The organism is Streptococcus suis, from assembly GCF_016775005.1.
GTDB lineage: Bacteria > Bacillota > Bacilli > Lactobacillales > Streptococcaceae > Streptococcus > Streptococcus suivaginalis.
In genome coordinates this window covers 13725-38118 of the sequence record NZ_JAEUXI010000011.1, presented here as the reverse complement: position 1 = coordinate 38118, position 24394 = coordinate 13725, and the positions used below count along the sequence as shown (strand labels likewise).

The window sequence follows — 24394 nt, the reverse complement described above, 5'->3', positions numbered from 1 at the left end:
GTTTGGATCGTCTTCACGAATCGTTTCAAATGCCACGACTTGGGTTTCAACAACTTCTTCTGTTGTAACAACTGGAAGGTTTGTAGTTTTGGTTCCAACAAGGTAAACCGCTGCTGTTCCCTCTACAATTGTTTCAACTGGAGCATTCGCAACTGCAATACCCGTATCTGTATTCAAGGTATAGGAAGTTGTTGTTGTTTTTGTCCCTGGAACTGCTGCTTTTTTTAATACACGAGCACCAACTTCAAGGTTTGCATCCAACTCTTCAATATCTTTTGGAGCAGGAATTGATTCCGTCACAACTGTTGACTTGGTGCCAACAGTTACTTGTCTTGGCTGCATAGTAACCGTTACAACACCTGCATCCTCAACGCCATCTGTAGTTGTGTAGGTTTTTACACCTGCAACACCCGCAAAAGTCTCAACTTGTTTATTAGCTTCTAAGTTTGCATCTGCCGTATAGACGGTTGTAATAGCAATCGTCTCTGTCCGTCTTGTCACAACAGGATCTGGATTAGGAGTTGGAGTTGGTGTACTACCTCCTCCGTTTAATCGAGCAACCAAGGCATCCCAACGAGCAGCTTGAGCTTTTCCGTCTGCTGTTTGAGCAAGATAAGCCTTCCACCGGTCAACCTTAGCCTGTTCGTCTTCCACTAAATAACCCGCTTCTTCAGGATTGCTATCGATCAAACTTTCCAACTCATCGTTTAGTTTAGTGAAATCGATGATTGCTTTTAGCTGATTAGCATCTGGAAGAATCTCATCTTCAGGAGGTGTTTCTTCTTCCGCAGCTAAAACCTTAGCTGATTCAAGAAGACCTGACTGACCAAGCCATGGAGCAGGATTTACCAAACTTGCAATGAGTGCTAGCCCAACTAGACCCTGAAACTTTTTCTTCTTCATAAGAATTTCCCCTTTTGTATATTAGTTTAGTAATTTATATATACTATACTAGTATAGCGCTTGGAGGGGTAAAAAGCAATAAAACCAAGAACAGACGAACCCTTAGAAACCGCATAACCACGCGGTTTCCGTCTGTTTTTTTTGTGATTTTTCACTACTTATGGATTTTAGACAAAACAAAGTGTATATGTATATTAATATATGTTAATGTTTGCGATGGTTTTTGCAAATAAAAAAGGCAGCCGAAGCTGCCTGGGTTAGCAATTATGCATTGCCACCGTTTTTCTTAATGATTTCATCTTGTACAGATTTTGGTACATCTTCGTAGTGGTCAAATACCATCATGAAGGTACCGCGACCTTGTGTTGCTGAACGAAGTACTGTTGCGTAACCGAACATTTCAGCAAGTGGTACGTAAGCACGAACAATTTGTGTGTTACCACGAGCTTCCATACCGTCAACGCGACCACGACGTGCAGTCACGTGACCCATAACGTCACCAAGGTTATCTTCAGGTGCAGTGATGGTTACAAGCATCATTGGCTCAAGGATAGTTGGTTGAGCTGATTTCGCTGCTTCTTTAAGGGCAAGAGATGCTGCCACTTTGAAGGCTGTTTCAGATGAGTCGACATCGTGGTATGAACCATCGTAAAGCTTCGCTTTAACGTCAACGATTGGGTAACCAGCAAGAACACCGTTAGCCATAGATTCTACGAGACCTTTTTCAACCGCTGGGATGAATTCACGTGGAACCACACCACCGACGATAGCGTTCTCGAACTCGAAACCTTTTCCTTCTTCGTTTGGTGTGAATTCGATCCAAACGTCACCGAACTGACCTTTACCACCAGACTGGCGTTTGAAGAAACCACGAGCTTGTGTAGAAGCGCGGAATGTTTCACGGTATGATACTTGAGGAGCACCTACGTTTGCTTCAACCTTGAATTCACGACGCATACGGTCAACAAGGACATCCAAGTGCAACTCACCCATACCAGAGATAACTGTTTCACCAGTTTCAACGTTTGTTTCAACGCGGAATGTTGGATCTTCTTCAGCCAATTTAGAAAGGGCAATACCCATCTTATCTTGGTCAGCTTTAGACTTAGGCTCAACCATCAATTGGATAACTGGTTCTGGAACGTGGATTGACTCAAGGATTACTTTTGCTTTTTCATCTGTCAATGAGTCACCAGTTGTAGTATCTTTCAAACCAACCGCAGCGGCAATGTCACCAGCGTAAACAGTTTCAATTTCTTGACGGCTGTTTGCGTGCATTTGAAGGATACGTCCGATACGCTCACGTTTACCTTTAGAAGTGTTCATTACGTATGAACCGCTGTTAAGGACACCTGAGTAAACACGGAAGAATGTCAAACGACCTACGAATGGGTCAGTCATGATCTTGAAGGCAAGAGCTGCAAATGGCTCTTCATCAGAAGCATGACGCTCTTCTTCAGCATCTGTATCTGGGTTGATACCTTTGATAGCAGGGATATCAACTGGACTTGGAAGGTAGTCAATAACCGCATCAAGCATCAATTGAACACCTTTGTTTTTGAAGGCAGAACCACACAATACTGGGAAGAATTCAACATTGATAGTCGCTTTACGGATAGCAGCTTTCAATTCTTCGTTTGTGATTTCTTCACCTTCAAGGTATTTCATCATCAATTCTTCATCAGTTTCAGCAACTGCTTCAACCAATTTTTCACGGTATTCTTGAGCTTGGTCAAGGTATTCAGCTGGAATATCTTCTTCAAGAATATCTGTACCAAGGTCGTTAGTATAGATTTCAGCTTTCATCTTGATCAAGTCAATGATACCACGGAACTCGTCTTCAGAACCGATTGGCAATTGGATTGGGTGAGCATTTGCTTGAAGACGCTCATGAAGTGTGCTTACTGAGTAAAGGAAGTCAGCACCGATTTTATCCATTTTGTTAGCGAATACGATACGTGGAACACCGTATTCAGTTGCTTGACGCCATACTGTTTCAGTTTGTGGCTCAACACCTGATTGTGAGTCAAGAACGGTTACTGCACCATCAAGAACGCGAAGTGAACGTTGTACTTCGATTGTGAAGTCCACGTGTCCTGGTGTGTCGATGATGTTTACACGGTGGTTGTTCCATTGAGCTGTTGTCGCAGCAGATGTGATAGTGATACCACGCTCTTGCTCTTGCTCCATCCAGTCCATTTGTGATGCACCTTCGTGAGTTTCACCGATTTTGTGGATTTTACCAGTGTAGTAAAGAATACGCTCAGTTGTCGTTGTTTTACCCGCGTCAACGTGCGCCATGATACCGATATTACGAGTTTTTTCTAATGAAAATTCGCGTGCCATGAGGTTTGTTCTCCTATATTTTTAGATTTCTATTCTGATTATACCATATTTTAAGAAAAGCGAGTGGGCAAATCCCACCCGCTTAAGTTCTTACTAAATGGTGTGAAGTGGATGAGGCAAGCCTCAATCCGATTTGTGATGGTTGAACGAAGTTCATTCAACTAATTGAGTTCAACTGACAGTTTATGTTAAATGCAGAACTGAACTCGAACGGCCTGCTGGCGACGAAAAAAGATAAATCTCATTGAATGCAAAAGCATTCTGCTTCGATTTCCTATTTTTCGTCGGCAGGCACGTTCTCTGTATCTTAATCTTACCAGCGGAAGTGTGCGAATGCGCGGTTTGCTTCTGCCATTTTGTGGGTGTCTTCACGTTTCTTAACAGCTGCACCAGTGTTGTTTGCTGCATCCATGATTTCTTTCGCAAGACGATCAACCATAGTGTGCTCACCACGGTTACGAGCGATTGTTACCAACCAACGAAGACCAAGTGTTGTACGACGCTCAGGACGAACTTCAACTGGGACTTGGTAGTTAGAACCACCGACACGACGTGCACGTACTTCGAGTACAGGCATGATGTTTTCCATCGCTGTTTCAAATACTTCAAGAGCATCGTTACCAGTTACTTCTTTGATTTGTTCAAAAGCACCGTAAACGATTGATGCTGCTGTACCACGTTTACCGTCCAACATAACACGGTTGATCAAACGAGTGACCAATTTTGAGTTATACAATGGATCTGGCAATACTTCGCGCTTAGGCGCTTGATTTTTACGACTCATTTATATTTCCCCTTTCTTAGCCTTTTGGACGTTTTGTACCGTATTTAGAACGGCCTTGCTTACGATCGTTAACACCCGCTGTATCAAGTGCACCACGAACGATGTGGTAACGTACCCCTGGAAGGTCTTTTACACGTCCACCGCGAAGAAGAACAACACTGTGCTCTTGCAAGTTGTGGCCGATACCTGGGATGTAAGCAGTAACTTCGATCAAGTTGCTCAAACGTACACGAGCAAATTTACGAAGGGCTGAGTTAGGTTTTTTAGGTGTCATTGTTCCGACACGAGTCGCAACACCGCGTTTTTGTGGTGATGAAACGTTTGTTTGAACTTTTTTACGGCTGTTGTAACCAACGTTCAAAGCTGGTGATTTAGATTTTTCTACTTTAGACTTACGTGGTTTACGTACCAACTGGTTAATTGTAGGCATCTACATTCTCCTGTATATATTTTTAGTTTTGGTGATAGAGCGTTTGGTGACAACCCCTATCTGTGTGTACTTTGCAACAATTGTCAGCACGTCCCTGTACACTTTTGAGAGACCAAAAGTAAAAAGTACCGTCTAACATAATACCATAGCTAGACCTCTTTGTCAATTAGATATGATTGAAATTTCCAAGAAAAAACACAGCCCTTCAGCTGTGTCATTTCGTTCGTTTTTAGTAAGCCATACCCATTCCATCCATACCTTGTGGCATAGCTGGAGCAGCTGGTTCTGGTTTGTTGGCAACGACTGCTTCAGTTGTCAAAATCAAGCTAGCAACGGATGCTGCATTTTGAAGGGCAGAACGGGTCACCTTAACAGGATCGATAATCCCTGCCTCAATCATGTTCACCCACTCACCTGTCGCAGCATTAAAACCTGTGCCCAGTTCAGAATTTTTCAACTTATCGATGATAACTGACCCCTCATAACCGGCGTTATAGGCAATCTGACGCACCGGTTCTTCCAAGGCACGAAGAACGATGTTACGCCCGGTCTCATCATCCCCTTTGAGGTCCAACTGCGCCACGCTGTCGATGACGTTGACAAGGGCTGTACCACCACCTGATACGATTCCTTCTTCCACAGCTGCGCGCGTCGCATTGAGAGCGTCTTCGATGCGGAGTTTCATCTCTTTCAATTCTGTTTCCGTTGCGGCACCAACTTTGATGACTGCAACACCGCCAGCCAATTTGGCCAAACGCTCTTGCAATTTTTCACGGTCAAATTCTGAAGTTGTTCCTTCAATTTGTGATTTGATAACAGCCACACGGTTGGCAATGGCTTCTGGATTACCCGCACCTTCTACAATGGTTGTATTGTCTTTATCAACCGCAACCTTAGCTGCTTGGCCAAGCGCTTCGATGGTCGCATCTTTTAGCTCTAAGCCCAAATCTTCTGTTATAACCGTTCCGCCAGTCAAGATTGCGATATCTTCCAACATAGCTTTACGACGGTCACCAAATCCTGGCGCCTTAACAGCAACAACGTTGAAGGTGCCACGAATCTTGTTGAGAACAAGGGTAGGAAGAGCTTCGCCATCCACATCGTCAGCAATAATCAACAACGGACGGTTGGTTTGGAGAATGCTTTCCAAGAGCGGCAAAATATCTTGAATGTTTGAAATCTTCTTATCTGTAATCAAGATAAATGGATTTTCTAGTTCTGCCACCATTTTTTCATTGTCTGTTACCATATACTGGGATAGGTAACCACGGTCAAACTGCATACCTTCAACCACATCAAGCTCAGTTTCCATACCACGTGACTCTTCAATGGTAATGACACCGTCATTGCCGACTTTTTCCATGGCTTCTGAGATATACTCACCAACTTTTTCAGAGCGTGAAGATACCGCCGCAACCTGAGCAATGGCTTCCTTACCTGAAACTGGGATTGCCTGTGTTTTCAAAGCTTCCACTGCTGTAGCCACCGCAGCTTCAATACCGCGACGGATACCAATTGGGTTGGCACCTGCAGTTACGTTTTTCAAGCCTTCACGAACAATCGCTTGTGTCAAAACAGTGGCAGTTGTTGTACCGTCACCAGCGATGTCATTGGTTTTTGAAGCCACTTCGGATACCAATTTAGCACCCATATTTTCAAAATGGTCTTCCAACTCGATTTCTTTAGCAATGGTCACACCGTCGTTTGTAATGAGTGGTGAACCGTATGCTTTTTCCAAGACAACATTACGACCTTTTGGACCCAAGGTTACTTTGACTGTGTCAGCCAGAATATCGACACCACGGACCATGCTTTCACGCGCATCTGCTGCAAATTTGATTTCTTTTGCCATCATTTTACCTCTATTCTACAATTGCCAAAATATCTGCTTCACGGATGATGTGAACTGTCTGGTCTCCGTCTTTGACTTCCAATCCTGCGTGAGCATCAATCAAAACAGTATCTCCAACTGCCACCGCTGGGGCAACCAAGTCACCATTCAAGGTACGAATCCCTTGTCCAATCGCTAGGACACTTGCTTCTTTTGTCTTTTCTTGACTTGCACCTGCTAGGACAAATCCACCAACTGTTTGTTCTTTTTCTTCAATTTTTACGACGATACGATCGCCCAATGGTTTCAACATGGTATTACCTCCTGGTCTTTTTAGCACTCTTTACCTCCGAGTGCTAATTCACATTTCCTATTGTATCACTTGGTCAAAAATAGTCAAGAAAATTCTATTACGAATTACAAAATCCGTCTTAAGTCTGAAGAACAATAAAACACCAAGCGCGCTTGGTGTTTTAAGGAGATTATGAAAAATATTTAGGATTGAATAAAGTATACCCTATTTCTCCACACTCTCCATCGGTCTTGGGACTGATTTCACTTTAAAACGGCAATTCTTCCTCTTCCAAGACCAAGTCAGCCAGGTCATCACCGGTATTGTTTTCACGCATGGCACGTTGGGCGCGGCTTTCGAGCAGTTGGAAAGTATTGCCCAAGATTTCGGTCACATAGTGGTTGCTGCCGTCTTTTTCGTATTTTCGCGTTCGCAACTCACCATCAATAGAAATCAGACTACCCTTGCTACCATAGGAAACAAGTGTCTCCGCCAGTTTGCCCCAGAAAATAACATTGAGAAAATCCGCTTCACGTTCGCCATTTTCTGTCTTAAATCGTCTATTAACTGCGATGGTTACACGAGTCAAATTTTTGCCGTTAGGGGTTTGAGTGAGTTCAGGTTGGGCCGTCAAACGACCGATTAAAATTGTTTTATTATACATATTTTATCCTCCTACTTATCTATTCGTAGGAAAATACAAAAAAGTGGGAAAACCCACTTTCTTTTTTCTATCCCTTCCAGTGTTTAGCTGGATCAAAGGCTTCTCCGACCACTACGGAGTCGTCCAATTCGATAATGCCACGGACTTGTGGTGCGTTTGGCAGAGCCAATTCACGCGGACTGCACATCATACCAAAGCTATCTTCACCACGCAATTTCCCTGGGAAAATCAGGCTACCGCTCGGCATCATTGCCCCTGGAAGAGCCACAATGGTTTTCAAGCCTTGGGCTGCATTTGGCGCACCTGCTACGATTTGCACTGTTTTGTCACCAACATTGACTTGACAGATATTGAGGTGGTCGCTGTCTGGATGAGGAACCAATTCCACAATCTGACCAACTACGAACTTTGGTGTCGCATCATTGACCAAGGTTTCTGCAAAACCTTCTTTTGCCAATTCTGCATTCAAGGTCGCAACTTGCTCGTCTGTCAGGAAAACCTGACCATTTCCAGCAATCTCAACCAAACTTGATGCTTCAAAAATATTCCAGGCAACTGTTTTTCCTGTTTCTTCTAGGAAAACACGCGCCACTTGACCCTTACGTTCAAACTGGACAGCCTGCCCCTTGTCTTCTGCTACGATGACCATGAGAACATCACCGACGTGTTCCTTATTATATGTAAAAATCATTCTTCCATCCTTTTCTTTTTCATCTCACTTACAATTTATGGAGCAAATAGATTGACCAGGCTCTTCCACAATCCTTCAAAGAAGGAGCCAATTTTCTCTAATACTCCTGAGTCCTGCAAATTCTTAAATGCTGCAGAGATTTGCGCTTCTGCTTGTGACTTCAACTGATTGAGTTGCTCAGCTACCTCTGCTGAGTCAATCGCCGAGGTTTCCTGATAGGCCTTGGCAAAGGTGACCAATTTCGAAATTTCATCCGCCGTGATGACATTTTCCAAACCGTTATTGGCCAAGACATCGTTAATAATAGTATTGAGGTCTGATTCGGAAGCTACCTGACCGTTGGACTGTTTATAGTCGGCAAGAGCAGTCTTGATTTCTGCGACTGCCTTATCTAAAGCAGAGCTGTCAAACTGCTCATCACTGGCATGGGCAGTTGCTACTTCATTGACTGTCTCTAGCTCCTGCTGCGCAACTTCTGTCCGCTCCGTATCAACTGTTTCACCATTGGCTGCAAGAGCCTTGTAAACACCTGTCAGGGCAGACTCCCCCGTTACCTGAATCGGAGAAGCTACATCAATCAAGACATCCGTCGCACCAGCTGTAATAGCAGCATTGGCATACTGGGTCTCTGTTATCAAAGTGATATTGTTTGGAGTCTTGATATCAACCACCACACCTGTTCCCGCATCCTGTTTTTGAACCAGAACTGACGAGAACAAGGATGAGGTAGCAGCGCCAGATGTTCCCAAGTACAGGTCCATATCACTGCCTTCGACGACTTGACGGTTCACATTTTCAATCGTGGAAATTCCGAAGAGTTGATTGACTTCTGTCGCTTGGACATCTGACAAGCCTCCCCCATAAACCAAGGTGGGCTTGCCCCATTTTTCATTGACAACATCTGTCTGGATCGCTGCCTGGGCCGCAGGTGCTAAACTTAAACCCAAACTAAGAACCAGAGGAGTTAGGAGGACTTTTCCAATCTGTGCTGATTTCATCGTTCTTTCCTTTCTCTGCGCCTTATGCTTCCAAACCTTGCAAAAATGCTATGATTTGTTCTTTGGTCTTACGGTTTTTATCCACAAAACGACCGATTTCCTTGCCATCTTTGACCACCACAAAACTTGGAATTCCTAAGATGGCCCACTCCTGAGCTAGTGGCATGAAATCATCTCGATCCAACTCGACAAAACGATAGGCTGGAAATGCCTCTTCAATCGCTGGCAAATGCGGCTTGATGTAGTGGCAATCCCCACACCAGCTGGCTGTAAAAAGAAAGACTGTCGCTTGTCCATCTTCTAATAAGGTTGCTACTTCTTGGTACTCTTTAGGGTAAATCATTTTTCCCCTCCTTCAACTTGTAGTTGGCCATGGCAATAATCAAATTGGAACTGACGCCCATCCTCCATGACCACTCCTCCTATCAAATGGTCTGGGCTGGACTTGGTTTGATCGACATAGACCGTTCCAATTGGACCCATAGCTTCAAATTGTTCCCTTACCTCTTTCAAGGCCTGAGCTTCTTTTTTATCCCTTGCTCGATTGTAAAATCTGGTCGCTGTCAACACACTAGCCAAGCTAACCACACCTGCAATCCAAGCCATACTTTTCTTTTTCATAGTAACGATTTTATCATATTTCGCCAGATTTTTCTTAAAAAGACCTTTGAAGCCTGTGACTGCTGAAAAACCGACAAGCTCCCCCTGTCTCCCAACTTTTTCAGGACAAGTTTGAAACTTCGTGTTACAATAAACAGTAGCAAGTTCAAAGGAGAAAAACGATGACATTATTTGAAAAAATCCAAGAAGTCACTGAATTACATGGACTGCCAGGTTTTGAAGGCTCTGTCCGTGACCATATCCGCCAAAAGATTACTCCTCATGTCGATCGGATTGAAACCGATGGATTGGGAGGCATTTTCGGTATCAAAGATACTAGCCTTCAAGATGCCCCACGCATCCTGGTAGCTGCCCACATGGACGAGGTCGGCTTTATGATTAGCACAATCAAGGAAGACGGGACTTTCCGCGTTGTCGAGTTGGGCGGTTGGAATCCTCTTGTTGTTTCAAGCCAGGCTTTCCACCTCCACCTGCAAGATGGCCGCGTCATCCCAGCGATTTCAGGCTCAGTTCCCCCACACCTGACCCGAACCAGCGGCGGGCCCAGTCTCCCAGCAATCGGCGATATCATCTTTGATGCTGGCTTTGCTTCGAAAGAGGAAGCTTGGAATTTCGGAGTACGTCCAGGTGACCTACTTGTTCCCAAAAACCAAACCATCTTAACAGCAAATGGCAAAAATATCATTTCCAAAGCCTGGGACAACCGCTACGGTGTCCTGATGGTAACCGAACTACTGGAAAGCCTATCCGGTCAAGCATTGCCAAACCAGTTGATTGCCGGTGCCAATGTTCAAGAAGAAGTTGGCCTGCGGGGAGCCCACGCTTCGACAACCAAATTTGATCCAGATATCTTTTTAGCGGTTGATTGCTCTCCAGCAGGAGACATCTATGGCGACCAAGGAAAAATCGGTGACGGAACGCTACTTCGTTTCTACGACCCAGGTCATATCATGTTAAAAAACATGAAAGACTTCCTCCTCTCAACTGCCGAAGAAGCAGGTGTCAAATTCCAATACTACTGCGGTAAAGGTGGAACAGATGCTGGTGCAGCTCACTTGAAAAATCAAGGTGTTCCATCAACGACAATCGGTGTCTGCGCTCGCTACATCCACTCCCATCAAACCCTCTACAGCATGGATGACTTCCTAGAGGCCCAAGCCTTCTTGCAAGCTATCGTGAAAAAATTAGACCGCTCAACGGTTGATTTGATTAAAAACTATTAAAACAAAAGACTTTGCTAGGTAGAATTCCCAGCAAAGCCTTTTTTCTATATAAACTCTTCTAAAATGTACTTCCTCACATAGGTAATGAAATAAAGTGAGCCTGTAATCAGGTAGAGTTTTTTGGGATTGTCCAAGTCTGCCCGCTCCAACCACTCCTGATAGTTCTGAACTCGTTCATAACCTGACGGATAATCTTCTAACTGTACCGCTCTGAAATCGTCAAAAGTCGTCACGCTAACAGGTCCGAATTTGCTAAGCTGGGACAACATCTGGTCCACCGGCTTGGTATTGATGGCTGCAAAGAGGATTTCAATATCTCTGTCAGCGTACTCTTCTTCCAAGAGTTGTGTCAGGACGGCGATGCTTTCATTATTGTGGGCTCCGTCAATCATGAGCCCTGGTTGTATCAATTCTAAGCGGCCCGGCCAGATGGTTTGGGACAAGCCCTGGCTAATGGTTTCTTTGGTAATCTTTGGAAAATCAGGGCTGATAAGCTGAGCTGTGGTCACTGCCAAAGCTGCGTTGACCTCCTGATGACGACCCTGCATAAGCAGTGTTAAATCCTCAACTCGGCCGAAGGGGCTTGAAACCACAAAGCCTGCTCTGCTATTTTCCAAAACAATCTCCCGCCCCACCGCATAGGCCGGACTCTGAAGCTGACGGGCCTGCTCCTCAAATACTGCCACCACTTCTGGCTGGTCGGTCGCATAGAGGAGGGGAACCCGCTCACGCAAGACAGCAATCTTGTGACGGGCTATGGCAGCGTGGGTCTCTCCCAAAAAAGCCTGATGGTCCAAGCCGATAGAAGGACAAACTACCGCTAGAGGATTAAGGACATTGGTCGCATCCTGCAAACCGCCCATGCCAGCCTCCACCAAGAGAATGTCGGGACGCCGGTTGTGGGCAAAGTAGACAAACATAGCCACTACTACAATCTCAAACTCCGAGATGGCATCCAGTCCAGCCGTCTGGTCCAAGTCCTCAATCAAAGGCTGCAAGTCTGTCACAATCCTCGCAAAATCTTCCTCTGAAATCATCTCCTGCTCAAAGACAATCTGCTCTCGAAAATCAATGATAGACGGCGATGTAAAGCGACCGACGATGTACCCCGAAGACTGTAAAATAGACTGTAAGGCATTCAAGGTCGAACCCTTGCCATTTGTACCTACGAAGTGAACGGTCGGCACTTGAAGTTGGGGATTGTCCAAGCGTTCCAAGAGCCAGCTGACACGTGCAACACCATTTTCTAAATCTGATGCAGGGCGATTCGATAGCCACTGCCTAATTTCTTGATAATCCATGATTCCCTCTCTACAAAAGCAGCAACAGGGGGATGACCTGTTGCTCGATACTTGTTTTTATTTAATGCCCATTAACTTGGCCAATTCAGGTATTTTTTGTAAACTTGGCAAGACAAGCATGGTCACGACAATGCGTAATGGAATTTCAAAAATAGCTTTTATGAAACGACTGCTATACAGGGCAATCCAAGGTGTTCCAAAATGGAAATGGAGGGCGATCGGTGTCATGATAAAGGAAATCACAACCTGAATCAAGACAACAACCCCTGCAACATAGAGCCAATCAGCCTTGTTCTTGGTGTCTAGCGGTTTTCGATAGAAGAACCAGCCGTAGATAAAAGCCGATACCGCCTCAATCAAAATCCAAGTGAAGAGGACAGTTTGCCCGCTAAACAAGACAAAGACTGGGTCTGAAATAGCCGCAAAGACAGCCGCCCAAACCGGACCAGCAATAGCTCCCAAAATAGTATTGGGAATAAAGGTAAACTGGACCTGCAAGGTTTCTGAAATCCGAATGGAGAAATAGTTCTCCACAACCATAACCAAGGCAAGGGTCATCGCAATAGCAGTCAACAACTGCACCGTTAGTTTTGGAATCTTCTTTTCCATAAAAAATACTCCTTTTTCAAAAAATGGAGCTGTCGTGTGTATTCGACAGCGGATGCAATGGTTTACCGCGCTAGTCTCAGCCAGGCCTCAATGTTCCTACTCTAGGAGACATCAGATACAAGCAAAGATCAGCTTCGTTATGTGGCAACATCCCATCCACATACACTTGACGCAAACCATCTACTCTGTGCAAATTTCTTTGCCAATTTATTCTATCATAAACCTAGGTCTTCGGCTATAAGAAATAAACTATTGACCCTTCTATTTCCAAACTATAGTGAATTCATCTCCCTTCAAGCATGACTCGACAAACCGAACAACAAGATAGCAAAAAGGCCAGTCAAACGACAAAGCCTTTCTTCTTTTCGCTTATTTTAGGCGTTCTACATCACGCGCAATAACCAATTCCTCATCAGTTGGAACCACCAAGACTTTCACTCGGGAATCAGCTGTTGAAATATCTCCGCTATAGCCGAAGACGTTCTTTTCTGGATCCAATTCCATACCGAACCAAGTCAAGCCATTGACTACTGCCTCGCGGACTTTCACAGAGTTTTCACCAATACCCGCTGTGAAGACGAGGGCATCTGCACCATTCAAAACAGCAAAGTATTGACCAATGAATTTTTGCAGACGGTTTACCAACATGTTGAAGGCCAAGGTACATTTTTCATCGCCCGCTTCAACACCCGCTTCTACCTCACGCATATCGCTTGAAATCTCCGCAATACCAAGAATGCCGGACTGTTTGTTCAAAACGTTGATAACATCCGCAGCATCTTTCAACTCATCGACATTTTCAATCAAGTAAGGAATGATTGCTGGGTCAATATCACCAGAACGTGTTCCCATCATTGGACCTGCAAGCGGAGTGAATCCCATTGAGGTATCTACTGATTGACCACCATCAATAGCAGAAATCGAAATACCATTTCCGATATGAGCTGTAATGACTTTCGTTTCTTCCAATGGTTTGCCCAAGAGTTTAGCAGCTTCGCGTGAAACATAGAAATGAGATGTTCCATGAGCGCCATACTTACGAACCTTATGTTCATGGTAGAATTTGTTTGGCAATGGGTAGCGGTAAGCAACCTCTGGCATTGTTGCGTGGAAGGCCGTATCAAACACTGCAACACTGGTAACATCTGGCAAGATATCTTTGAAAGCCTTGATACCTGCTGCATTGGCTGGGTTATGGAGCGGTGCCAAACTTGACAATTCTTCAATCTGCTTCAATACCTTCTCATCAATAACTGTTGATTCTTTGAAGATTTCACCACCAGCAACCACACGGTGACCAACACCTGTGATTTCAGAAAAGTCCGCGATGATACCGTGTTTCAATAAGTCTTCCAAAAGAATTTTTACTGCTTCAACGTGATCTGGAATATCTAAAACTTGCTCAGCCTTTTGATCTGCAAATTTTACAGTAACAATTGAATCTTTCAAACCGATACGCTCGATAATTCCTTTAGCAAGTACTGTTTCTTCTGGCATTTGATATAATTGCCATTTCAGACTCGAACTACCTGCGTTGATCGCGATTGTTTTTGACATAGTGTTCCCCTTTTTTAAGCGTTTTCCTAACTAGTATAGCAGATTTTCGACTAAATTGCATTTTCTTGCTTCCATTTTTTAAAATTGACCATAAAGTCTCGGATAGTTTCTGCTTCTTGGACACTTTGAAGTGGATAAACAAAAGCTGCTGGTGCCTGATTGGTCTTTTTCTGTAAGACAAAAATCGATTTTGCCATAGCCTGTTGCCCAAACAAGCTTGGCGGCAAAGCAATCATAGCCACAATGCTAGCCTGCTCCTGCAACCATTCTTTCAAAAGAGAACTTTGCGGACTAGACAAGAGGTCATTGGGAGCTAGTAGAATTGCATACCCATCTTTTTCCAGATACTTGAGGGACTGCTCCATCAGCAAATGGTGGGCGTAGGTATGCTCTGTCTGGCTCGCCACCTGATAGCGACTGGCAACCTGGTCATCTGGATAAAAACCAATCGGCAGGTCCGCAATAATGACTTGGCTTTCCTTCAAAATCTGCGGACGTACCGCATCGCCCTGGGCAAAAGAAATCTCTGCCTGCATAACGTCTGCCATACTGGCCGACAAATCAATCAACAAGTCGTCAATTTCAATTCCTAGATAGTCTAGCTTCTTTTGGCTGGCATTGAGAATAGTTTGCGCCAAGTTCCCAGTCCCCGAACCAATTTCTAAGACAGTCACAGAGTCTTGAGGCACCAACTGGTCCAAAAGGAAGGTCAAAATAAACCCAATACTGTCAGGGGTGAACTGGTGATTGTACTGCATGGGCTCTGTCTGATTGGCCTTTATAAACAAAAATTGGAAGGCACGGCGCCATTCTTCCTTGGTTAAATCTAGTTGTTTCAAGGTCTTGTTATTAGTAACAACAAGGTCCGTCTCATGCTGACCAGCTACATAAGCTGCATTTTGCTCAATCATGGCGTCATAGATATTGGTGCCCAGCTGGTTTTGGATAGTCTGTACGTTTTCTAATAGCAGGTCGTAAGCCTGTTCGATCTTTTCAAAATTCATACTCTTATCTTATCAAAAATTCACCAACTTTGCACCAAAAAGGAAGCGACTAATCACTCCCCACGGATACTATTTTAACCGGAAATTGATAGTGATACTTCCCTCCATTTCTTAGATTCACGTTAACCGATACATTTCTGTTTTTAACATGATAGCTGACCTGACCCTCTCGAAACAACATGCTCCCTTCAGCCTCTATTGGTTTGCTTTGCTCAGAACTTGTGTGAACTGTTTTTTCAGCGTTTTCTTGACTCTCACTAGCGAAGCCTCCATCCACCATCTTTTCCTTCCCATCAACAGTCTCACTAGCACCTATTCCATCCCCTTTCTCATCTTCTGTTTGGCTAGCCACCTTTTCATCAACTACTTGACGCCTCTGCAAGTCCTCTTCGACTTGGTCCAAGACCATCTGAGCCATGATGTAGGCCGTCGTTTCTTGCCTCGCCACCTGAACCAAGCGACTCTCAGCCTCTTGTCGGTGGAGATAAAACTGAAGCAAAAGGCTAAAAACCGCCAGCATCAAAAGGGCATAGAGCAAGATCCCTCCCTTAACTTTTTTCTTTAAAAACATAGATAAAGGTCCGCTCCTCTCCGTTTTTAAAGCTAAAGTCGATGCGCACCCACTGGTTTTCTTGGGAAATAGCTGCGCTATCCACCTGATAGAGCATGGGCTGGTAGCCCTGTCCCCTGTCATTTGTTTTCCGAAAATCATCCGACCGTGACTTGCCAAAGGCCAAAGCCTGACCTCCCTTATCAACATAGACCTTGCCATTTTCAACCTTGACCAAGGCAGCCTGGTCCCACTCCGACCGCAATTGACTAGAGAAGACCAACCATTCCTTTTGAACGGTCTGACCTTGATAATGCGCTTCTTGGACCAGCAGTTTTGACAAGCCTTCAAAGACCAGAAGACTACCTGAAAGAATGACTAAGGCTACCAAGCATTCCAAGAGAGTAAAAGCAGGAATTTTACTTTTTAACAACCGATAAAACCTCCTTTCCCTCGTGGAAAACAATGATCTTATCCGCTTTTCGTTGAACCTGAACTGTAACACCGTTTAAGGCTAGATTATCTTGCTCGGTCTGAACAGCCATCTGTGCTAGATTGAGAACCTCCTGTTGTTCCAATTCCCAAGCCTGTCGCCTACGTCCCGCATCCACAGCTGACAAAATCAAGCTGCAAATGGTTACCAGGGTCGCAAGGGCAACCAGACTTTCTAGCAAGATATAAGCCTTATTCTTCTGTTTTCTTATAGCGACCACTCCCTATATATAATTGATACGTGACTGTCCTTCGACTAAACCGAAAACGAATCTTGGTCAGAGAAGAATTTCCACCATTTTCTTCAAATGTGATGGTCTTCCCTTCCAATACTTCTACACTTCTAGGTACCTGTACAGCCTGATAACCATTTGTAACCTCCTGTCCACCGATAGCTAGACTCACTGTTTGGTGGGAACTGGCTGCCAATTTCTGACTGTCTTTGTAGATAGCTTCAAATTCCCAGAGAAAAATTTCTTCCTGAATAGACCGAAAGGCCGTTTGCACCGTTCCTGACAGGCTGATTGCCAGAAAGCTGACGACAAATAAGGTCAGCAGGCTTTCAAACAGGGTAAAAGCCTTATTTTTTCGCCTTAGCATACTGCTCCGCTTGTTTTTCAGTAATATAGCCTTTCGCCTGCAACTCTGCCACCGTTGCTTCCGTGTCATGTTCCAATTCATAGAGCTCCATTTGACTCTCCACTACTTTGACAACTGCCGCATTCCCCTTCTTCTGAATAGCATCCTTCTGCTGACTCAAATTTGGCACAAAAAGAAGCAAGAGCAGGCTAATAATTCCCAAAACGACTAACATTTCCACCAGAGTGAACCCTTTTACCTTCATTTCAATTAACTTTTTCATTTTATAACTCCATATTTTGATAAATCGGCAGCAGCATGGCTGCGTAGATGAGAACGACCATTAAGGCCACAAAGAGAAAGACCAGCGGTTGAATCAGCTGCATAGCTCTATTGACCCGAGAGAAAAAATCCTCCCAACACTCGGCTGCATAAACTGTCAACTCGCTACCCAACTTGGACTTGACCTGACCATACTCCACAATCAAGCTCAGCTCCCGCTTGAAAAAGGTGTAGGTCTTGATGTGTTCGTGAAAATCCTGACCATTTGAGAGGGCCTGCTCCAGGTCATGCCCAATCTCCCGAAAGAGCTGTGATTGCTGCTCCTGCATCAAGCCTACAATCTGCGGCAGGTCCAAGCCTTGCCCAATCAAACTCCCCCACTCCCTGGCGTAATAGGCCGTCAGATAGGTTTGGATGAGTTTTCCGAAAAATGGCAGAGCTGCTAAGCGGGAAAAGACCTTGATTTTGTTAGTTTTGCGAAACCAAACAAGACCAACTAAGACCGCCACCAAACTAAGTCCACAGAGGGATAAAAAGATAGTCGGCAGATGATTAATCAGCACCGTCGCTGCATTGCCTTCTTCCAACTGGGGCAGAAGATAGTTTTTCAAGCCCAGCATAATCAAGAGCAGAAAACCAAGTAAGATAATCGGATAGGTCGCCACCTCAATCAGCTTTTTACGAACCTTGCTGACATTTTCCAGATAGGACTGGATATGGTGCAAACTCAGGCTGGTATTGCCATGAACTTCTGCCAGAGCCACCTGTGTGACCACCGAATCTGAAAACCGCAAATCCGAAAGCAAACTCGAAAAAGGTTTACCTGCTAACAGCCCGTCTGACAAGACCTGGGTATAGGGATCTGCCAGAAGCTGACTGCGTTTGAGGAAATCAACGATCTCCCCCAGATGAAAACCACTAGCAAAGAGATTATTAAAAAGTTCAATGACCTTACGCTGGCGAGACAAGGGCAATTTTTTCTGTTTCTGCCTGCCGAGGACTGATATGTCCTGCTGCAAAAAGGCGATCAATTTGCGCATTCCACTGGTCTGCGGAATGGTTTTGGTAATTTCCCTTTGCAAAATCTACTACACCTCCTCCCCCAATCAAACGTTGATAGGCAATCCCTTGAAGGGCATTGTTTAACTCCTCAGGGCGAACACCTAGTTCTAACATACGGGCATAGACTCCTGAAATAGACCTTGCATGAACTGTTGAGAAAACGGTAGCTCCCGTCAGGCTGGCTCGAATGACTGCTCGAGCGGTTTCCGCATCCCGAATCTCACCGATGATGAGCAAGTCTGGTCGATGGCGGAGGGACAGTTTGATCAGATTGTCGTAGGTGGCTCCGATAGCTTCATTGAGTTGAAGTTGAAGCATATCCTCCTGCTTGATTTCGACAGGATCCTCGATAGTCAAAATCTGCTTGTCTGGGAATTTCAGCCTGGCAAGATGGTACATAAGTGTGGTCTTACCAGAGCCGACTGGACCCGAAAAAAGGTAGAGCCCTCGTCCCTTGATTTCTTCTGCAAGCCGCTCGGCCGCCTCAAACCAGAACTTGAGTTCCTTGTCATTGTCATAGAGCAGGCGGATAACCAAACTTTCCTTGCCACGATAATCTCCGACAGTTGATAATCGAAGTGAAATCTCTCCGCTACCATAATCATAGTCACAGGAACCCTGCTGGCTCCGGCGTTTTTCACCGACATTTAATCCTGCTAAAAACTTGAAATGGCTGATGATGGCTGTTACTTCCTCCTCAGCCAAGTCTTGCACAAACTCCCGTTCATCCATGATGCGATGATAGACTTGATAGCCCTGACCACGAGGAACCAGATAAATATCACTGACCCTATCTGCCACCGCCTCTTCAATCATCTTTCTTGCTTTTTCTTGAATCATACAACCTCCTTACCCTATCAATTCGTAAGGAAACTTGATTTTCCATACTTTTTTGTTAAAATAATAAAAAAGCTTGGAGGTTCCTATGAAAAAATTAAAAAAAGGCGACCACATACGCGTAGTCAGTCCCTCTTCATCTATTGAAAGAGTTGGTGGTTTCGAGGCCAATCTAGCTGCCAAGGAAAGATTGGAAGATCTGGGCTTCAAACTCTCTTTCTCAGAACATTATTTTGAAAACGATATTTTCGATTCGGCTCCGATTGCCAGTCGTGTTGCGGACTTGGAAGTAGCCTTTGCGGATGAATCGGTCGATGCCATTCTGACAACCATTGGCGGTTTCAACTGTAACGAACTGCTACCTTATCTGGATTTTGACCTAATCGCCCGCCATCCGAAAATTTTCTGCGGTTATTCGGATACGACTGCCCTGCTCAATGCTATCTACGCTAGGACAGGCATGCAAACCTACATGGGTCCAGCTTATTCAAGCTTCAAAATGGATCTGGGGCAACAGTATCAAACAAAAGCCTGGCTCAAGGCTGTGACACAAGATTCCTATGAACTGACCCCGAGTCCAGAATGGTCTAGCGATGCTTGGTACCTACCAGACGCCCCTCGCACCTTTTACCCAACAGAGTGGAAAGTCTACAATCCAGGCCAAGCCTCTGGTATTGCCATCGGCGGAAACATCTCAACCCTCAATCTGCTGACTGGGACAGAGTTTGCTCCCAGACCAGACAACTATATTCTATTTTTAGAAGAGGCGGAAGACGACGATTATCTCATTATCGCTCGTCACTTGACTGCCCTTCTACAAGCCTATCCAAATCCACAGGCTCTTGTCTTCGGTCGTTTTCCTAAGGAAACCAAGATGACCCAGGAGATTTTGTTGGCGATTTTGGACAAGCACCCTATTCTCAAAACCATCCCTGTTCTCTACGATTTGGACTTTGCCCATACCCAGCCTCTTTTCACCATCACAATCGGAGGTCAAGTGGAGCTCGACAGCCAGACAATGAGATTGCATTTTAAAACAAGAAAAAGCTCGGACTAATCCGAGCTTTTATGCTGGTTTATCTTGTTTCATGCGGCAGATTCGTTGACAGCTTTCTCCCGAGTACCTCAACTCTTTTTTCATATGCGGCTCTTCTACTTCAAGCAAAAGCAAGGAGTGATAGCGTTGCAATTCTTCATCACATTCTTCGCACCAATATCTATCATCTTCATCCCAAAATGCCACCAAATGATCTTCTTTTTGCTTCACTTTTTCGTATTTAATAGAAAAATGGTTGCATTCTTTCTGAAAATAGTTCTCGGCTTCTTGAAAATCGTCAAATGTTTCTTGGCTGACAATATCTTTTTCCCAGCCATCTACAAACCACCAGGGCTCAAAGTCCCCATACATTTTAATTACTTGATACATACTCTTACTTCCTTTAATGGATTTATTATAACGAAAAAAAAGAAGAGATGGAAAGATTTGGCTTGTAAATTATTTTACAAAGTATGGTCTTTGGCCGACAACCCTGAAACAATAGGAAAACACAGCCCAAATCGAGCTGTGTTTTGTTGATTATTCTGTTACCATTTCTTCGGCAAGTTCTTGTGCTACTGTGTCTTCAATGATCTCAACTTCATTGATGGCTTGTGGTTCAAGATTACGGTAGCGGGCCATACCTGTACCTGCTGGGATAATCTTACCGATAATAACGTTCTCTTTAAGACCGAGAAGGTTATCACGTTTACCACGAATAGCTGCATCTGTAAGAACACGTGTTGTTTCCTGGAAGGATGCGGCAGACAAGAATGAGTTTGTTTCAAGGGACGCTTTTGTGATACCCATAAGAACTGGACGAGCTGTTGCTGGAATACCACCTGCAATAACCACTTCCGCATTGGCATCTGTAAAGTCGGTAATATCCATGAGGGTACCCATGAGAAGATCTGTATCTCCTGGATCCATGACACGAACTTTACGAAGCATTTGACGAACCATTACCTCGATGTGCTTGTCGCCGATTTCTACACCCTGGCTACGGTAAACTTTTTGAACTTCAGAAAGAAGGTAAGTTTCAACCGCCAAGACATCACGGACTTCAAGCAAGCGTTTTGGTTGGATAGAACCTTCGGTAAGAGCTGCTCCACGCGCAACTTGGTCACCAACTTCAACCTTCATACGAGCTGTAAATGGAACCACATATTCGCCTTCACCAGTTTTACCTTTAACAAAGACTTTCTTGGTACGAGTAGAAGCATCTTCTTCGATTGCTGTAACTTCACCTTTGACCTCAGTGATAACCGCTTCCCCTTTCGGATTGCGGGCTTCAAAGATCTCTTGGACACGAGGAAGACCCTGCGTGATATCGCTATTTGAGGCTACACCACCCGTGTGGAAGGTACGCATTGTAAGCTGTGTACCAGGCTCACCGATAGATTGGGCAGCGATTGTACCAACTGCTTCACCCACTTCAACCGCATCACCTGTCGCCAAGTTGATACCGTAACAATGACGGCAGACTCCGTGACGAGTGTTACATGTAAATACGCTACGGATGGTTACTTGCTCAACACCAGCATTGACAATATCACGAGCAATATCTTCTGTAATCAATTGGTTTGGACCGATAATAACGGCACCAGTTTCAGGGTGTTTAACAGTTTTCTTGGTGTATCGACCTTGCAGACGTTCTTCCAACTGCTCGATCATTTCCTTACCATCTGTGATAGAGCGAATATCGAGACCACGGTCTGTTCCACAGTCGTCTTCACGGATAATAACATCTTGGGCAACGTCAACCAAACGACGAGTCAAGTAACCTGAGTCGGCTGTCTTCAAGGCCGTATCCGTCATACCCTTACGGGCACCGTGAGTTGAGAAGAACATTTCCAATACAGAAAGACCTTCACGGAAGTTAGACAAGATAGGCAATTCCATGATACGTCCGTTCGGAGCTGACATCAGACCACGCATACCGGCCAACTGGGAGAAGTTGGAAATGTTACCACGGGCACCAGAGTCCATCATCATAACGATTGGGTTCTTCGGATCTTGTTTTTCAACCAGACGTTTTTCCAATTTTTCCTTAGCTGAACGCCATTCATCTGTAACAGCTGCATAACGCTCATCGTCAGTAATCATACCACGGCGGAATTGTTTCTTGATTTGTTCTACACGTTCGTGAGATTCTTCAATGATTTCAGCCTTGTTGTCGATGACCGGGATATCGGCAATACCCACTGTCAAACCAGCGAGTGTTGAGTGATAGTAACCCAAGTCTTTCAAACGGTCAAGCAGGGCTGAGGTTTCAGTTGTACGGAAACGCTTGAAGATTTCAGCGATGATGTTTCCAAGATTTTTCTTCTTGAATGGTGGGTTGATTGGTAATTCTGCGATAGCAGCCTTGATATCTGAACCTGGTTCCAAGAAGTATTTATCAGGAGTTCCCTCTGTCAAGTTGGCATTGTTTGGCTCTTGCAAGTATGGAAGGCCTTCTGGCATAATCGCGTTGAACAAGATTTTTCCGACAGTTGTCATCATAATCTTGTGTTTTTGATTGTCTTTCCAAGGTTTGTCCAAACTGTCTGTTGCGATACCAACACGGGTATGCAAGTGAACATAGCCGTTGCGGTAAGCCATAACAGCTTCATCCGCATCCTTGAAGACCATACCTTCACCTTCACGACCAGCATCTTCCATGGTCAAGTAGTAGTTCCCCAAAACCATATCCTGAGATGGTGTTACGACTGGTTTACCATCTTTAGGGTTAAGGATGTGTTCTGCCGCAAGCATAAGGATACGTGCTTCTGCCTGTGCTTCTTCTGACAATGGAACGTGAATCGCCATCTGGTCACCGTCGAAGTCGGCATTGTAGGCTTCACAGACAAGCGGGTGCAAACGAAGGGCTTTACCGTCGATCAGAACTGGCTCAAAGGCCTGGATACCCAAACGGTGAAGGGTAGGTGCCCGGTTCAAAAGAACTGGGTGTTCTTTGATCACTTCTTCCAAGATATCCCAGATACGATCATCTCCACGTTCAATCAAACGTTTCGCAGCTTTGACGTTACCAGCAATATCACGGGCAACGATTTCGCGCATGACAAACGGTTTGAAGAGCTCGATTGCCATTTCACGTGGCACACCACATTGGTACATTTTAAGCGTTGGACCAACGGCGATAACGGAACGTCCTGAGAAGTCAACACGCTTACCAAGCAAGTTTTGACGGAAACGACCTTGCTTACCTTTAAGCATGTGGCTGAGTGATTTAAGTGGACGGCTACCTGGTCCTGTGATTGGACGACCACGGCGACCGTTGTCAATCAAAGCATCCACAGCTTCTTGAAGCATCCGTTTTTCGTTTTGTACGATGATACCTGGAGCATTAAGTTCCAAGAGACGAGCCAAACGGTTGTTACGGTTGATAACACGGCGGTAGAGTTCGTTCAAGTCAGATGCGGCAAAACGGCCACCATCCAACTGAACCATCGGACGCAAATCTGGTGGAATAACTGGAAGGATATTGAGAATCATCCACTCAGGCTTGTTACCAGATTTGTAGAAGGCATCCAATACATCCAAGCGGCGAACTGCTTTAATGCGTTTTTGACCAGAAGCTGTTTTCAATTCTTCTTTCAAGGCTGCAATTTCTTTTGGAAGATCAACCTGTTTCAAGAGGTCTTGGATGGCCTCAGCACCCATTTTGGCAACGAAGGAACCATGACCGTATTCACGCAAACGCTCACGGTATTCGCGCTCTGTCATGATAGATTTGTGCTCAAGCGGTGTATCTTTCGGATCGATCACCACGTAAGCCGCGAAGTAGATAACTTCTTCCAAGGCACGTGGGCTCATATCCAAGGTCAAGCCCATACGACTTGGAATTCCTTTAAAATACCAGATATGTGAAATCGGTGCTTTCAACTCAATGTGTCCCATACGTTCACGACGAACTTTGGCACGAGTCACTTCAACACCACAGCGGTCACAAACGATACCTTTGTAACGGATTCGCTTGTATTTTCCACACGAACACTCCCAGTCTTTAGTTGGACCAAAGATGACTTCGTCAAAGAGTCCATCGCGCTCTGGCTTGAGTGTACGGTAGTTGATTGTTTCAGGTTTTTTAACCTCACCATAAGACCATGAACGGACTTTGCTTGGTGAAGCTAACGTGATTTGCATACTTTTAAATCGATTTACGTCAACCACTAATAATCCCTTTCTTTTCTTGTGAGAGGTGGATGAGTCACACCTCGAATTCTTGAATCATTGACATCAGGTCGCTGGAAGCAGAACTCTGTTCTCCTCCCAGTCATCAAACCGAAGTCCTCAGTT

At 44.8% G+C, this 24394-nt stretch carries 26 protein-coding genes and 1 riboswitch; of the genes, 2 read left to right on the top strand and 24 right to left on the bottom strand.

Annotated features, from left to right (window positions below; translation table 11 throughout):
• The 11 genes from JNG37_RS09700 to JNG37_RS09650 all read right to left on the bottom strand — a co-directional run.
• Positions 1-903, bottom strand: a 903-nt coding sequence (locus JNG37_RS09700; RefSeq protein ID WP_202848382.1) for a G5 domain-containing protein, incomplete at its 3' end; no start/stop codon positions are given.
• Positions 904-1167: 264 nt separating this feature from the next.
• The gene (gene fusA / locus JNG37_RS09695; RefSeq protein ID WP_099811378.1) at positions 1168-3249 is read right to left on the bottom strand and encodes an elongation factor G; all 2082 of its coding nucleotides are present in this window, start codon (positions 3247-3249) and stop codon (positions 1168-1170) included.
• Positions 3250-3562: 313 nt separating this feature from the next.
• The gene (gene rpsG / locus JNG37_RS09690; RefSeq protein ID WP_172096658.1) at positions 3563-4033 is read right to left on the bottom strand and encodes a 30S ribosomal protein S7; all 471 of its coding nucleotides are present in this window, start codon (positions 4031-4033) and stop codon (positions 3563-3565) included.
• 16 nt (positions 4034-4049) lie between these two features.
• On the bottom strand, positions 4050-4463 hold the full coding sequence (gene rpsL / locus JNG37_RS09685; protein ID WP_002940030.1) for a 30S ribosomal protein S12: 414 nt from the start codon (positions 4461-4463) through the stop codon (positions 4050-4052).
• Positions 4464-4692: 229 nt separating this feature from the next.
• Complete coding sequence (groL, locus tag JNG37_RS09680; protein ID WP_202848384.1) at positions 4693-6315, bottom strand: chaperonin GroEL; 1623 nt, start codon at positions 6313-6315, stop codon at positions 4693-4695.
• A gap of 10 nt (positions 6316-6325) precedes the next feature.
• Positions 6326-6607 (bottom strand): co-chaperone GroES, encoded by a 282-nt coding sequence (gene groES / locus JNG37_RS09675; protein WP_014637330.1) that lies wholly within the window; start codon positions 6605-6607, stop codon positions 6326-6328.
• A 247-nt stretch (positions 6608-6854) separates the two neighbouring features.
• The gene (locus tag JNG37_RS09670; RefSeq protein ID WP_024384197.1) at positions 6855-7250 is read right to left on the bottom strand and encodes a single-stranded DNA-binding protein; all 396 of its coding nucleotides are present in this window, start codon (positions 7248-7250) and stop codon (positions 6855-6857) included.
• Between the two features lie 67 nt (positions 7251-7317).
• On the bottom strand, positions 7318-7941 hold the full coding sequence (ytpR, locus tag JNG37_RS09665) for a YtpR family tRNA-binding protein (protein WP_202848381.1): 624 nt from the start codon (positions 7939-7941) through the stop codon (positions 7318-7320).
• Between the two features lie 35 nt (positions 7942-7976).
• Positions 7977-8939 (bottom strand): DUF1002 domain-containing protein, encoded by a 963-nt coding sequence (locus JNG37_RS09660; protein ID WP_202848380.1) that lies wholly within the window; start codon positions 8937-8939, stop codon positions 7977-7979.
• A 22-nt stretch (positions 8940-8961) separates the two neighbouring features.
• Positions 8962-9282, bottom strand: a complete 321-nt coding sequence (locus JNG37_RS09655; RefSeq protein ID WP_202848379.1) for a thioredoxin family protein — start codon at positions 9280-9282, stop codon at positions 8962-8964.
• Positions 9279-9560: a DUF4651 domain-containing protein gene (locus JNG37_RS09650; RefSeq protein WP_202848378.1), complete on the bottom strand. Its 282-nt coding sequence runs from the start codon at positions 9558-9560 to the stop codon at positions 9279-9281. The genes JNG37_RS09655 and JNG37_RS09650 overlap by 4 nt, the downstream gene beginning before the upstream one ends.
• A 161-nt stretch (positions 9561-9721) precedes the next feature.
• Here JNG37_RS09650 and pepA point away from each other — a divergent pair, with 161 nt between their 5' ends.
• The gene (gene pepA, locus JNG37_RS09645) at positions 9722-10783 is read left to right on the top strand and encodes a glutamyl aminopeptidase (protein WP_202848377.1); all 1062 of its coding nucleotides are present in this window, start codon (positions 9722-9724) and stop codon (positions 10781-10783) included.
• Between the two features lie 44 nt (positions 10784-10827).
• On the opposite strand, the gene JNG37_RS09640 is transcribed toward pepA, so the two are convergent.
• The 11 genes from JNG37_RS09640 to comGA form a co-directional block, all read right to left on the bottom strand.
• On the bottom strand, positions 10828-12084 hold the full coding sequence (locus JNG37_RS09640; protein ID WP_202848376.1) for a folylpolyglutamate synthase/dihydrofolate synthase family protein: 1257 nt from the start codon (positions 12082-12084) through the stop codon (positions 10828-10830).
• A 57-nt stretch (positions 12085-12141) separates the two neighbouring features.
• Positions 12142-12693, bottom strand: a complete 552-nt coding sequence (locus tag JNG37_RS09635; RefSeq protein WP_024417033.1) for a folate family ECF transporter S component — start codon at positions 12691-12693, stop codon at positions 12142-12144.
• Positions 12694-12737: 44 nt separating this feature from the next.
• Positions 12738-12883, bottom strand: a riboswitch (THF riboswitch).
• A 179-nt stretch (positions 12884-13062) separates the two neighbouring features.
• Positions 13063-14250, bottom strand: coding sequence for an acetate kinase (locus JNG37_RS09630; protein ID WP_202848375.1), 1188 nt, complete (start codon positions 14248-14250; stop codon positions 13063-13065).
• 50 nt (positions 14251-14300) lie between these two features.
• Positions 14301-15254, bottom strand: a complete 954-nt coding sequence (locus tag JNG37_RS09625; protein ID WP_202848374.1) for a class I SAM-dependent methyltransferase — start codon at positions 15252-15254, stop codon at positions 14301-14303.
• Positions 15255-15303: 49 nt separating this feature from the next.
• Complete coding sequence (gene comGG / locus JNG37_RS09620) at positions 15304-15825, bottom strand: competence type IV pilus minor pilin ComGG (RefSeq protein ID WP_202848373.1); 522 nt, start codon at positions 15823-15825, stop codon at positions 15304-15306.
• Positions 15803-16237 (bottom strand): competence type IV pilus minor pilin ComGF, encoded by a 435-nt coding sequence (comGF, locus tag JNG37_RS09615; protein ID WP_202848372.1) that lies wholly within the window; start codon positions 16235-16237, stop codon positions 15803-15805. The genes comGG and comGF overlap by 23 nt, the downstream gene beginning before the upstream one ends.
• Positions 16224-16517 (bottom strand): competence type IV pilus minor pilin ComGE, encoded by a 294-nt coding sequence (gene comGE / locus JNG37_RS09610; RefSeq protein WP_202848371.1) that lies wholly within the window; start codon positions 16515-16517, stop codon positions 16224-16226. Before comGE ends, comGF begins: the two co-directional genes overlap by 14 nt.
• Entirely contained in the window at positions 16489-16896 is a 408-nt protein-coding gene (gene comGD / locus JNG37_RS09605) for a competence type IV pilus minor pilin ComGD (RefSeq protein WP_202848370.1), read from the bottom strand. The genes comGE and comGD overlap by 29 nt, the downstream gene beginning before the upstream one ends.
• Entirely contained in the window at positions 16877-17158 is a 282-nt protein-coding gene (comGC, locus tag JNG37_RS09600; protein ID WP_202848369.1) for a competence type IV pilus major pilin ComGC, read from the bottom strand. Before comGC ends, comGD begins: the two co-directional genes overlap by 20 nt.
• Position 17159: 1 nt before the next feature.
• Positions 17160-18197: a competence type IV pilus assembly protein ComGB gene (comGB, locus tag JNG37_RS09595; protein ID WP_238336320.1), complete on the bottom strand. Its 1038-nt coding sequence runs from the start codon at positions 18195-18197 to the stop codon at positions 17160-17162.
• Positions 18109-19059: a competence type IV pilus ATPase ComGA gene (comGA, locus tag JNG37_RS09590; RefSeq protein ID WP_202848368.1), complete on the bottom strand. Its 951-nt coding sequence runs from the start codon at positions 19057-19059 to the stop codon at positions 18109-18111. Before comGA ends, comGB begins: the two co-directional genes overlap by 89 nt.
• Positions 19060-19144: 85 nt before the next feature.
• On the opposite strand from comGA, the gene JNG37_RS09585 reads away from it, so the two are divergent.
• A complete protein-coding gene (locus JNG37_RS09585; RefSeq protein ID WP_202848367.1) occupies positions 19145-20113 on the top strand; it encodes a S66 family peptidase in 969 nt (322 codons plus the stop codon).
• 9 nt (positions 20114-20122) lie between these two features.
• Here JNG37_RS09585 and JNG37_RS09580 read toward each other — a convergent pair whose 3' ends face one another.
• A complete protein-coding gene (locus tag JNG37_RS09580) occupies positions 20123-20482 on the bottom strand; it encodes a DUF1033 family protein (protein WP_202848366.1) in 360 nt (119 codons plus the stop codon).
• Positions 20483-20632: 150 nt separating this feature from the next.
• Complete coding sequence (gene rpoC, locus JNG37_RS09575; RefSeq protein WP_202848365.1) at positions 20633-24268, bottom strand: DNA-directed RNA polymerase subunit beta'; 3636 nt, start codon at positions 24266-24268, stop codon at positions 20633-20635.
• Positions 24269-24394 lie beyond the last annotated feature (126 nt).